This is a genomic window from Methanosarcina sp. (genome assembly GCF_049706645.1).
Taxonomy (GTDB): Archaea; Halobacteriota; Methanosarcinia; order Methanosarcinales; family Methanosarcinaceae; genus Methanosarcina.
Window position 1 is genome coordinate 21,882 of the sequence record NZ_JBNAKP010000025.1, and the last position, 11,717, is coordinate 33,598.

Annotated in this window: 10 protein-coding genes; 7 read left to right on the forward strand and 3 right to left on the reverse strand. The window is 44.4% G+C overall.

The annotated features are described in order from the left end of the window. Nucleotides 1-25: 25 nt before the first annotated feature. From ACPK8D_RS10410 to ACPK8D_RS10440, 7 genes are all read left to right on the forward strand, one after another. Nucleotides 26-2,827, forward strand: coding sequence for a DNA-directed DNA polymerase (locus tag ACPK8D_RS10410; RefSeq protein ID WP_424717786.1), 2,802 nt, complete (start codon nucleotides 26-28; stop codon nucleotides 2,825-2,827). Between the two features lie 369 nt (nucleotides 2,828-3,196). Then, complete coding sequence (locus ACPK8D_RS10415; RefSeq protein ID WP_424717787.1) at nucleotides 3,197-4,090, forward strand: PstS family phosphate ABC transporter substrate-binding protein; 894 nt, start codon at nucleotides 3,197-3,199, stop codon at nucleotides 4,088-4,090. A 25-nt stretch (nucleotides 4,091-4,115) separates the two neighbouring features. Next, nucleotides 4,116-5,006: a phosphate ABC transporter permease subunit PstC gene (gene pstC / locus ACPK8D_RS10420; protein ID WP_424717788.1), complete on the forward strand. Its 891-nt coding sequence runs from the start codon at nucleotides 4,116-4,118 to the stop codon at nucleotides 5,004-5,006. Between the two features lie 2 nt (nucleotides 5,007-5,008). Then, complete coding sequence (gene pstA, locus ACPK8D_RS10425) at nucleotides 5,009-5,866, forward strand: phosphate ABC transporter permease PstA (protein ID WP_424717789.1); 858 nt, start codon at nucleotides 5,009-5,011, stop codon at nucleotides 5,864-5,866. Between the two features lie 52 nt (nucleotides 5,867-5,918). After that, a complete protein-coding gene (gene pstB / locus ACPK8D_RS10430) occupies nucleotides 5,919-6,695 on the forward strand; it encodes a phosphate ABC transporter ATP-binding protein PstB (RefSeq protein WP_424717790.1) in 777 nt (258 codons plus the stop codon). Nucleotides 6,696-6,700: 5 nt separating this feature from the next. Beyond that, on the forward strand, nucleotides 6,701-7,351 hold the full coding sequence (gene phoU / locus ACPK8D_RS10435; protein WP_424717791.1) for a phosphate signaling complex protein PhoU: 651 nt from the start codon (nucleotides 6,701-6,703) through the stop codon (nucleotides 7,349-7,351). Nucleotides 7,352-7,613: 262 nt separating this feature from the next. Continuing rightward, on the forward strand, nucleotides 7,614-9,020 hold the full coding sequence (locus ACPK8D_RS10440; protein WP_424717792.1) for a dihydroorotase: 1,407 nt from the start codon (nucleotides 7,614-7,616) through the stop codon (nucleotides 9,018-9,020). A gap of 146 nt (nucleotides 9,021-9,166) precedes the next feature. Here the strand turns inward: ACPK8D_RS10440 and ACPK8D_RS10445 are convergent, their stop codons facing one another. From ACPK8D_RS10445 to eif1A, 3 genes are read right to left on the reverse strand one after another with little or no spacing between them, the layout of a single operon-like run. After that, on the reverse strand, nucleotides 9,167-9,715 hold the full coding sequence (locus ACPK8D_RS10445) for a KH domain-containing protein (RefSeq protein ID WP_424717793.1): 549 nt from the start codon (nucleotides 9,713-9,715) through the stop codon (nucleotides 9,167-9,169). 1 nt (nucleotide 9,716) lies between these two features. After that, on the reverse strand, nucleotides 9,717-10,499 hold the full coding sequence (locus ACPK8D_RS10450) for a serine protein kinase RIO (RefSeq protein ID WP_424717794.1): 783 nt from the start codon (nucleotides 10,497-10,499) through the stop codon (nucleotides 9,717-9,719). A 1-nt stretch (nucleotide 10,500) separates the two neighbouring features. Further along, a complete protein-coding gene (gene eif1A, locus ACPK8D_RS10455) occupies nucleotides 10,501-10,836 on the reverse strand; it encodes a translation initiation factor eIF-1A (protein WP_424717796.1) in 336 nt (111 codons plus the stop codon). Nucleotides 10,837-11,717: the final 881 nt, after the last annotated feature.

Here is an 11,717-nt window from a genome sequence, read left to right on the forward strand (position 1 = left end):
ATATGTCTATCTAAAACCGTAAACCATGCCTATGGATTTCCAGATCTTGGATGCTGATTATGAAGTCATTAGTGACAGCAGCCCCGTCATCCGCCTCTTTGGCAGGGGAGCGGACGGCAAGAGCGTTTGCTGTTTTGTTCCCGATTTTGAGCCTTACTTCTATCTCAAGGCCTCTGGAGACCTTCATGCCGTAGCCAGGCTTATCAAAGATACTTTCGCGCAAGTTAAAAAAGTTGAAATTGTTGAAAAATTCGAGCCCATTGGGTATCAGAAGACGAAAAAAGAGATGCTCAGGGTTACTACCCACCTGCCCAGAGACGTGCCCGAGATCAGGGATGATATTCTGAAGCTCCAGGAAGTAATGAGGGCTGAAGGCAGCAAATGGGAAGTCTATGAGACCGACATTCTCTTCCGAAACCGTTTTTTAATTGATAGACATCTCGGGGGTATGGTCTGGGTATCTGCAGAAGGAGACGCAGTTGATCCTGCAAGATATTTCCGGGCGGGTAACTCAGGCAGTTCTCGCTGTGAGAATTTCGCATGCGATTCTTCAATCCTTGCGTCCGGGTTTAAAAAAGTTGAAAATCTGACCATCGCCCCTCTGAAATATCTCTCTTTTGACATAGAGTGCCTGCCTCTTGATGGGGGAATGCCCTCTCCGGACGTTTCACCCATAGTCATGATCAGTTTCTCCTTCGAGCCGGAATACAGAGGGCACAAAACCCTTGTGCTTCTGGCAAGACCTGCGGAAGGTCTAAATTCCGATGTTCTTCCCTGTAAGGACGAGACTGAGATGCTAAACCGATTTTTCGAGATCTTCTGCGAGTACGACCCTGACCTTGTAGTGGGATATAACCATCAGGATTTTGACATTCCCTACATAACGGACAGAGTCAGGGCTCTGGTTGCAAAAGGGGAAGCAATAAATCCTGTTGTCGGGCGGGACGGCAGCAAGATAGGTTACAGGCGATTCGGGCTTCTTACCCGCACCGAAATGAAAGGACGTGTGGTTGTGGATGCTCTTCCTCTCGTAAGAAGAGCTTTCAGTCTCAAACAGTATACCCTGCGCACGGTTTCAAAGGAACTTTTGAGCCGTGAAAAGCTGGATGTCCCTCCTCTTGAGATGGAAAAGTACTGGCTTGATACAGGGGAAAAGTTCAAAAAATTCGTTGATTATTCACGCAGGGATGCAGAACTTGCCCTGGAACTTATCCTTAGTTTGAAACTCCTTGACAAATATATCGCTCTTGCCCAGGTAAGCGGAAGCCTGCTTCAGGAAATTGTTGACGGGGGTCAAACTTCGATGGTTGAAACCCTTCTTCTCAGAGAGTTCGGACTCCGCGACAGAGTCCTGCTTCCGAAACCTGATGACGGAGTTTCAGCCGAGAGATATGAGATGAGTTCCGATCTCAAAGGTGGAGAAGTCCTGGAACCCAAGAAGGGCCTTCTGGAAAATGTGCTTATTCTTGACTACAAGTCACTTTACCCAACTATTATGATGGCACATAACCTGTGCTATACTACAGTAGTTACAGGCGACAGGTCCGACGGGAAGACTATCAGGCCTCCGTCCGGAGGAGAGTTCGTGCCTCCCGACGTTTACAAAGGCATCGTGCCTTCAATTCTCGAAGATTTACTTAATCAGAGGACGCAGACAAAGAAAAGGATGAGACGGGCCTCTGACGAAAATGAATACAGAGTACTTGATGCCACTCAACTCGCCGTAAAAATCCTGCTAAATAGCTTTTACGGTTATTCCGGGTATGCCCGGGCAAGGCTCTACAGCCTGACGCTTGCAAACGCCGTGACAAGTTTCGGAAGAAGCAATATCCTGAATACCCGGGAAATTATCAATAACACTATAGGGAAAATCGTTCTCAGGGGTGAAGCAGCTCTACTCCTTGATGAAGCCGGAGAACTCTCTCCCCCGGATAAAGTAGTTGAGCTGTCGGTTGCTTACGGAGATACGGACAGTGTCTTTGTCCACTGTAAATCCGGAGCAGACCTCTCCCTTGAAGAGGTTAGCCTTGTAGGTAACAGGCTTTCAGATATCGTTTCTGCCTCCCTGCCCGACCCAATGGAGCTTGAATTCGAGTCCGTTGCGAAACGTGCTCTTCTTATCGCAAAGAAACGTTACGCTCTCTGGCTCTTTGAGCCAAGGAATTCAGGCTGGGAAAATAAGATTAAAGTCAAAGGCATGGAAACAGTCCGAAGGGACTGGTGCGAACTAACCTCGGTAACCCTTAACAGGGTTCTTGAGCTTGTGCTGATCGAAGGTGACGTTGAGCGGGCTGTAGAGCATGTCCGCAAGGTGGTTAGCGAGGTCAGAAATCTTGACCCGGCAAAAGATGCCGAGATTATCGAAAGCCTTGTTCTCACACGTACCCTTACAAGGAGAACGGATAGTTACAAAAACAAACAGCCTCACCTTACAGTTGTGGAGAAGTTGAGGGAACGAACCGGCGTCATACCTTCCATAGGAACAAGGATACCCTTTGTCATTATCGCAGGAAAAGGACTCTTTGTCGATCGGGCTGAAGACCCTGACTATGTCAGGGAGCACAATATCCCGATAGATGTCGACTACTATATTAAGAAACAGATTTTGCCTCCGGTGGAGCGCATTCTGGAAGTTTTCGGGGTTAATATCTCTTCACTTGACTTTGATTCCAGGCAAAAAGGACTATTTGATTTTGAAGCTAAGAAGCCTGAAGGAAAGAAACAGGAAAAGCCCACTTCCAAAAGGGAAAATAAGATAGAGACCCAGGAAGAGAATTTATTTAAGGAGAATGGGCGTGCAGAGCAGAGTTCCCTTTTTGATTTCTGAGCCTACCTTTTTCTGGTTTCTCGTCTCTCTTAATAGCGCGAATTCTCTAAATACTCAGCATCGCCTTTAAATTCTTTTTACTTCTATTCTCAGGCTTTAAAATTTTTAAGGTTCTTTTCAGGTTTTAACCTGTTTATTTGCCTGACTCTGATTTTTATATTTATTTTTCTTACTGTTATTTTCCTTTTTGTCTATATTTTATATAGAACATATATACTATACTACTTTATTTCATACTTCTAGCCTATATATACTTCTCTATATTATATAAAGCGAATCTTTATATATCCTTCACTTTTATTGTGCATTATACTGAATTCAACTTTAATGGACATAATTTAGTTTATTATTTAGAGGAGTGTTTCTAACATGGCAAATCGGTTAAAGAGATATACAATTCTCATATTATTGATGGTAGGGCTTGTGTTCCTGGGAATCGGATGTACCGGAACTGAAAATGGTGAAGGTCCTTCTCCGGCAGAAGAGACTCCTGCAGGCGAATCCGAAGGCATCTTTTTAAAAGGGTCGGATACGGTTCTCCCTCTTGCACAGGCTGAGGCTGAATTGTTCATGATTGAAAACCCTGATAAAAGTGTAACAGTCACCGGGGGAGGGTCAGGGGTTGGAATTGCAGCGCTCATTGACGGTGAGGTAGACATTGCTACCGCATCCAGAGAAATGAAAACTGATGAAATTGAGGCTGCTCAGGCAAATGGGATCAACCCTGTGGAACATACCATTGCTTATGATGGGATTTCCGTAGTCGTAAACCCCGATAATCCTGTATCTGAACTCACCTTTGGCCAGCTGCGCGGCATTTACAACGGAAGCATCAGCAACTGGGATGAGGTTGGAGGCGAGGACAGGCCAATCGCAGTAATTTCCAGGGACAGCAGTTCAGGCACTTATGAATACTTCAAGGAAGCTGTTTTGCTCGGGGACGAATACCGGCCTGACGCCCTTACCCAGCCTGCTACAGGCGGGGTTGTCAGTGAAGTTTCCCAGAATCCCAATGCAATAGGATACATCGGTGTTGCATATCTCGATGAAAGCATAAAGGCCCTGAGCCTTGACTCAGGAAACGGCTCTGAAGCCCCAACTCCAGAAAACATCATCAGTGGTGCATACCCGCTTTCCAGGCCTCTCTATTTCTATACAAATGGGGAACCTGCGGGCCTCACAAAAAATTTCGTTGACTTCGTAATGAGCGAGAATGGGCAGAGCCTTGTAAGTGAAGTCGGATATTTCCCGGTACAAGAATAAATATAAAAGATTTATAGGGAAAAACATGTTTAACAGGAAGTATAAGGAAAAAGCAATCGAATCAGTACTTTTTTCCGTAAGTACCCTTACGGTTGTAATTCTTTTCCTTATATGTTTATTTTTATTCCGGGACAGTTTACTTCTCTTTAGAGATGTCTCTCTTCTGGATTTTCTCACAGGCAAATTCTGGTACCCTACATCCGTAAACGCGCAGTTCGGGTTACTACCTCTATTTTTCGGTTCCCTTATTGTTACTGTCGGAGCAATTCTTTTTTCAGTTCCACTTGGCATTGCTTCTGCGATATACATCTCTGAGATCGCACACCCGAAAGTTGCGGATTTTTTGAAACCTTTTATTGAGATTCTGGCAGCTATCCCTTCTGTGGTTTTTGGGTTCTTCGGGCTCGTAGTACTCGTTCCCCTCATACAGGAAACTTTCAACCTTCCTACCGGACAGACTGCCCTTACAGGTTCGATTATGCTCGGGATTATGGCGCTTCCCACGATTATTACTATCTCGGAGGACGCGATAAGCTCGGTTCCCAGCACCCTCAAGCAGGGTTCACTTGCTCTTGGGGCTACGAGATGGCAGACCATATACAAGGTCATAGTCCCTGCGGCTCTGTCGGGGATTTCAGCGGCGGTAATGCTTGGTGTGGGAAGGGCTATAGGGGAGACCATGACCCTTATGATGGTAACCGGAAATACTGCCGTAATTCCTTCTTTTCCGGGTGGTTTTCTGAACTCTGTAAGAACAATGACCGCTACAATAGCGCTTGAAATGGGAGAAGTCCCTCAGGGCAGTAATCACTTTTATGCTCTTTTTGCAGTAGGGTCCGTACTTTTCATTATAACTTTCCTGATTAATCTTGTTGCGGATTCTATTAAAAAGAAATACCGTTTTAAGGTGGACTGATCATGGGTTTGAGTTCGAAAACGAGTGAAAAAATCGCTTTTTCCCTGCTGACTCTTTCCACACTGACAGTTGTAGGTTTTGTACTGGTAATTCTGTTCTATATCGTTTCAAACGGATATGAAGCAATTAGTATTGAATTCCTTACTGAAATGCCCCGCAGGATGATGACACAGGGCGGGATCTATCCGGCAATTGTAGGTACCATAGCCCTGATAATAGGCTCCATGATTGTAGCTCTTCCTGTGGGAATCATGGTTGCCATATACCTGAACGAATATGCAGGAGAAACCCGCACCACCTGGCTAATCGAAATGGCGATCAACAACCTTGCAGGAACGCCGTCGGTAGTTTTCGGGCTTTTCGGGCTTGCACTGTTTGTAAAATACTTCGGGTTTGGCCCTTCCATACTCTCGGCTTCTCTTACACTTGCTCTCCTGATTCTGCCGGTAATCATCCGTGCTACTGAAGAAGCCCTGCTTACGGTTCCTAAAGAATATCGGGAATCATCCCTTGCACTTGGGGTCAGTAAATGGCAGACAATAAGATACGTGGTACTGCCAGCCGCAATACCCGGAATTGTTACAGGGTCAGTCCTGAGCATAGGGAGAGTTGCAGGAGAGACAGCTCCGATTCTTTTCACAGGGGCTGCTTACTTTCTGCCAAGGCTGCCTGATTCCATCCATTCCCAGTTTATGGCGCTCCCTTACCACCTTTTCGTGCTTGCAACGGCCGGGACAAATATTGTAAAAACCAGACCTATTCAGTATGGTACGGCTCTGGTTCTGTTGCTTATCGTCCTGGGTTTGAATCTTATAGCCGTTCTGATTCGCAGGCATTACAGGAATAAACTGAAAATCTAATTATATCTTTATTAATAATGTACAAGGCTTTATATGATAACGAGGTCCCTAAATGACTGATGCTGTTCAAAACGTATCTCAACCTCAGATAGAAGTAGAAAATCTTAATCTGTGGTACGGGGAGAAGCAGGCGCTTAAAAATATTTTCATGCAGATTCCCAGAAACAGCGTAACTGCCCTTATAGGCCCTTCAGGCTGTGGCAAATCCACTTTCATCCGCTGCTTAAACAGGATGAACGATCTTATTAAGAACTGCAGGATCGAAGGTAAAGTTTCGATAGAAGGCAAAAATATCTACGGGCCAGATGTGGACGTTGTTGAGCTTCGAAAAAAGGTTGGAATGGTTTTCCAGAAACCCAACCCTTTTCCTATGTCGATTTATGATAATGTCGCGTACGGGCCGCGTATACATGGCGCAAACAGGAAAGACCTTGACGGCATTGTAGAAAAGGCCCTTCGTTCGGCTGCGATCTGGGAAGAAACCTCAGACAGGCTTAAGTCTCCTGCTCTCTCCCTCAGTGGAGGGCAACAGCAAAGGCTTTGCATTGCCAGAACCCTGGCAGTAAACCCCAGAACAATTCTTTTCGATGAGCCCACAAGTGCTCTTGATCCCATCTCCACTTCCAGGATTGAGGATCTAATCATGAACCTTAAAAAAGATTATACCATAGTAATCGTAACTCACAATATGCAACAGGCAGCGAGGATATCAGACTATACCGGATTTTTCCTTATGGGAGAACTGATTGAGTTCGGCCAGACCAGGCAGATTTTCCATAATCCTCAAGAACGGAGTACTGAAGATTACATTACTGGCAGGTTCGGGTGATTGGAATGGTTCGAGAAAGATACTTAAAACAGCTGGACCTGCTCAAGGAATCAGTACTCTCGCTTGGAGAGATGGTTGAACTGATTTTCAGGGATTGCATGACCTCAGTTATAGATCTCGATGTCAAGCTTGCTGAGAAAACACTTGCCTTTGAGCCAGGGGTAGATAAGTTTGAGGAAGATATTGAGGCTTCGGTTTTTGACCTGCTTGCGCTTCAGCAGCCCATGGCCAGCGATCTCCGGCTTGTCGTATCTACTCTCAAGATCTCGGCAGATCTCAAGAGAATTGCGGGATTATCAATAAATATCGCCAAAATTCCCGGAAGAATGGAGGGTGGACACGTAAAACCCCTTACCGATACGAAAAGAATGGCAGATATTGCCGCAGTTATGCTTGAGAATTCCCTGAAGGCTTTTGAAACTCAGGATGTCGAACTTGCAAAAGCCGCAGCAGCAATGGATGAAGAGGTCGACAGACTCTTTTACGCAGTCTGGGTCGAGCTGATAGAAATGATGGCAAAAGATACAAGTATCATTTCCAGAGCCACAAATTTGCTTTTCCTGATTCGTTATCTGGAAAGAATTGCCGATCACTGCTGCAATATCTGTGAAAGTGTAGTCTATCTTGCTACGGCTGAAAGGATCAAGTTGAATTGAAAAGGTTTTTGGCCTTTTCTTTTTATTTTTTATTTCTATTTTTTATTTCTATTTTTTATTTCTATCTTTTATCCAGCTTTTTCCAGTATCCAATCCCGAGTCTGGTTTTTGTTTAGCTTCATGATGGCTTTTTAACGCTTTTGATTATTTTTTCTGATAATTGATTATTTTTTCTGATAATTTCTTTGATTTTTTCTTCTAACCATTTCCTGTTCTCTCTGATGTACAGGTTTTAAGTACATTTATAAGCATATAGACGCCCATGCCTGATATTCTTATAAAAAATACACGGATTTATTACAATAATTCGCTCCAGCCTGCCGAGATCATTATTGAGGATGGCAAAGTTACTAAAATAGGAAAAGATCTAAGGGTGTCGAGCTCGGATATGATAATAGATGCGGGTGGAGCTCTTACCCTGCCTGCCGGAATTGACGTACATGTGCATTTCAGGGAACCCGGAATGACCTCAAAGGAAAACTGGTATACGGGCTCCTGTGCGGCAGCTGCCGGAGGAATTACCACTGTCATAGACCAGCCTAATACAGTGCCTCCCACGACTGACAGGCGGGCTTTCGAACAAAAACTTAAACTTGCTCGGGGAAAGTCTATTATTGATTTCGGGATAAATGGTGGGGTAACAGACAATACCGAGAAGTTAAAAGAACTCTGGAAACTGGGAGTTACGGCTTTTGGGGAAATCTTCATGGCCGAGTCCACAGGTGGGCTAAATATTAATGAAGACACCTTTGAAGAAGCGCTTGCCGAAATCAAACGGCTCGGCGCGCTTGCGACCATCCATGCCGAAGACGAGAAAATGCGTCTTGAGCTCGAAGAGTTGTTAAAAGGGGATACTTCCTATGAGTACCATTCAAGGGTACGCCCCAATGCGTGTGAAGCGGCTGCGGTTCAGAAAGCCCTGGAGCTTGTTTCCAGACTGAAAACCAGGGCGCATCTTTGCCACATGAGCACGCTTGAAGCTACAGGTATGATACGAAAGGAAAAATATCTTGCAAGAAGGGAAGATAAAGAAGCTCTTTTTACCTGTGAAGTTACCCCTCATCACCTATTCCTCTCTACACGGGATTGGGAAAAGCTCAGATCTTTTGGAAAAATGAATCCTCCTCTCCGGGGAAGCCATAGTATTAAAGCTCTCGTAAACGGGATTAACGATGGCACTATTGACATGGTAGCTTCGGATCATGCCCCGCATCTGGAATCGGAAAAAGATGTTGATATAAGAGTTGCTCCTTCGGGAGTGCCCGGGGTCGAGACCCTTATGCCTCTAATGCTTGCTGCAGTAAGGAAAAACATCCTGCCGCTTTCACGGATGATCCTGCTTACAAGCTGGAATCCGGCAAAAGCTTTCGGGCTGGACCGTAAATCCAAAGGCAGGCTTGAGGTAGGTTTTGATGCAGACCTGATTATTGTGAATCCCCGCGAGCTCCGTCCTATAAAGGCTGAGTTCCTGCACAGTAAAGCAGGCTGGACTCCCTTTGAAGGCATGGAAGGGGTTTTTCCGGAGTATACTCTCTCCAGAGGCGAAGTAATCTGGACTGAGGAGTCGATTAATGCAAAACCTGGAAGGGGCAACTTCCTGGAAGGCAGAGGGAAGAGATCCGAAGAGGATGAAGAAGCCCTCGAAGAGGCTGACGAAGCTCAGGACTGAAGAAAAAGGTTTTGCAAGAAAAAAGCTTGGAGAAGGTTTTGCAGAAAACAGAAAAAATGAAAGACGTTTCCAGGAGAGCTCAATTACATCATAAGATCTTTGGGATGTAGTATTGTCATATCCTGGAGATTGGCTTCTCTTCTTTCTTAATAAAAATCAATCGAGTCCATCTGGGACTGTAAAAGCTCCTGATGCTTTTTTTCCAGGAACTTGTAGACTGCACCGTGGGTAGCTCCATCGAGCAGCATCCTTATAGCTGTCCGGATTATAGTGTTCTGTTCGGGGTGCCCAAGAATGGATACGGTTTTTCCGTATACCGAGATCTTGACATTTATCAGGGTTTCTGCAAGCTCCCTGGTTCTTCCGTTTCTTCCTATTATCCGGCCCTTGATCCGCTGCAGTTCTTTCGGAGTGGTAGCAATATCGGAAAGGTCAATAACTTCAAGCATAAGCATCTCGTCTTCCAGAAGTTCGAGAGCTTTTTCGGGGCTAAAGCCTCTTCCTATCGCTTTGAGAGTATCCAGAACCCTAAATTCTTTCAATGGGTCTTCCTCACAGGTGACGTCTATCTTCCCGCTTTCGCTATCTATTTCCAGCTGGCACGCGGTTTTGTCCTCGATAAACTTTTTTGTTTCTCCTTTCGGACCTATTATTACTCCGACTCTTTCTTTGGGGATTTTGACATACTGAGTCATATTATTCCGCCTGTATTTTTGTAAATAGCTCTTCAGGTTTGTCCTTTATCCCATAGCGGCTGAAGAACCTGAGTATATTTTGCACGTCCCTGTAGAGGAACTCCCGAGCATTAGGATGCTCCAGGGTCACGGATTGTCCCATATCAATAAATATGGGAGTCAGGTTGTTCGGGTCGATCAGGATATTATACTCGCTCAGATCGGCATGCACAAGGTTTGCTTTTTTATGGAGGAGACGCATGTATTCGACAACCGTGTCAAAAATAAGCTTTGCCTCATCGTCCTCAAGATGTGTGTTTTTGAGGAGCGGATAAGGCACCTCTTTTTCTCCCATAAATTCCATGATAAGAATATTCTTCTCAGCAAGCACAGGCTCCGGGACCCGCACTCCTGCGCTTTTCGCACGCTTCAGGTTCTGAAGTTCCTTGCGTGTCCATGCAAAAATGATGTCTCGCTTGTTGTTTCGAATATTTGTGAAGCGAGGATCTTTCATAATGTAGGCATCCATGGCCTTGAAGGTGCTGCTGGCAATCCTGTATATTTTTATAGCCAGTTCTTTATCCGGGCCTTCGGCATAGAATACGTTTGCTTCCTTTCCGGTACTGATAGCTCCCCCCAGTGCCTTTATTATGCCCTTGTTGGAAAGGGTATAAAGAATTTTAAGGGTGGGTACATCGAATACGTTTTCTTCTACCTTCAGCCGCTCGGAGTCTTTTTCCCTGGCCCGAGACTTATCTGTAGCGCTATCGATGCGCCTTATTTTCTTTTCCTGGTCCATTACCATATTACCCTTTCAGGTATCCTTTTCTCTCAAGCCAGTCTACCTGCGGCCTTGTGTATTTCCAGATTACATCGGCTTTTTCGTTCTGGAACTCCCAGGGCACGACAATAACAACATCTCCTTCTCGAATCCAGGTTTTCTTCTTCATTGAACCCGGAATCCTTCCCATACGAACGACCCCATCCATGCAACGAAGCCTCAGTCGGTTTGCACCCAGGAGACTCTCTACAGTTGCCAGGATCTCGTTGTTTTCCCTGCGCGGTGTGCGTACTCTTGTAACGGTTTCTTCCGTATTGGGTTTGGCTTTGGATGTAGGTTTCTTTAAGTCTGCCAGTTTGATACCTCGTTATATGTAGTTTATATTTATTATTTTACTTTTTATTTTTATACTCTTAAATCCCTTATATATCGTTTTTTCGAGTTTTAAGGTTATTCGTTCTGCAGCTTTCAACTTTCTGTTATTATTTTAATGCTGCGCTTTTCTGCTTTCTTTTACTCCTTTCTTATTATTATTTTTTTCTAAGTAAGCGGACAGGCGACAGGTATATATACTGGACATTCCTTTGTATGTCTCACGCACAAAACAAGTGCGGGTCGCTCTTGAAATTGTAATTCGAGGGTGAGGATCAGGAGTTTAACAAAACAGATTTTCATCAATTGTTAAGTTTGTTTTTTTTAGAAGATCTCCTGAACGAAAAGATTTATATATTAAAACTGATGTATATGTGTTTCCTGTTTCAGCATGAATTGATTGTGCTGGAAAGGTTTTCTCATGGCTTATCGGGTTGAAATAATTCCTCGGAATGAGGGTAATAGATACCTTTAAATACCATGGGCACATAATTATATATTCCCGTTCTAGTGTGGTTATTTATGCATGCTAGGCTGGTTTCTCGTAGGTGTGGTATCAAGAATCCTTTTGTTCAAAAAGGAAAATAGATATCTTTAAATACTATGAGTGCGTATTTATAACTTCCTGCATCATAAATGCAGCAATTACTACTTATTAATAATGGAGTCAGGAGTTGTTTCCTGTCTGACGAGGATTTTTGTCGGTTCGGTTAATTCTGGGCGGTGAGAGTTTTTCATAAAACATCATCGTGAAACTGAAATAACTGAATTGATAGTTGTTAGTGCAAGTTTCTGCGACCAAGACCTTTATTTTGAAGTGTGCGATACTTTAACAATTCTGGTTGATCCTGCCAGAGGTTACTGCTATCG

Coding starts and splice junctions, on each gene's coding strand:
- ACPK8D_RS10410 (WP_424717786.1), top strand. CDS start 26: ATGCCTATGGATTTCCAGATCTTGGATGCTGATTATGAAGTCATTAGT.
- ACPK8D_RS10415 (WP_424717787.1), top strand. CDS start 3,197: ATGGCAAATCGGTTAAAGAGATATACAATTCTCATATTATTGATGGTA.
- pstC (WP_424717788.1), top strand. CDS start 4,116: ATGTTTAACAGGAAGTATAAGGAAAAAGCAATCGAATCAGTACTTTTT.
- pstA (WP_424717789.1), top strand. CDS start 5,009: ATGGGTTTGAGTTCGAAAACGAGTGAAAAAATCGCTTTTTCCCTGCTG.
- pstB (WP_424717790.1), top strand. CDS start 5,919: ATGACTGATGCTGTTCAAAACGTATCTCAACCTCAGATAGAAGTAGAA.
- phoU (WP_424717791.1), top strand. CDS start 6,701: ATGGTTCGAGAAAGATACTTAAAACAGCTGGACCTGCTCAAGGAATCA.
- ACPK8D_RS10440 (WP_424717792.1), top strand. CDS start 7,614: ATGCCTGATATTCTTATAAAAAATACACGGATTTATTACAATAATTCG.
- ACPK8D_RS10445 (WP_424717793.1), bottom strand. CDS start 9,715: ATGACTCAGTATGTCAAAATCCCCAAAGAAAGAGTCGGAGTAATAATA.
- ACPK8D_RS10450 (WP_424717794.1), bottom strand. CDS start 10,499: ATGGTAATGGACCAGGAAAAGAAAATAAGGCGCATCGATAGCGCTACA.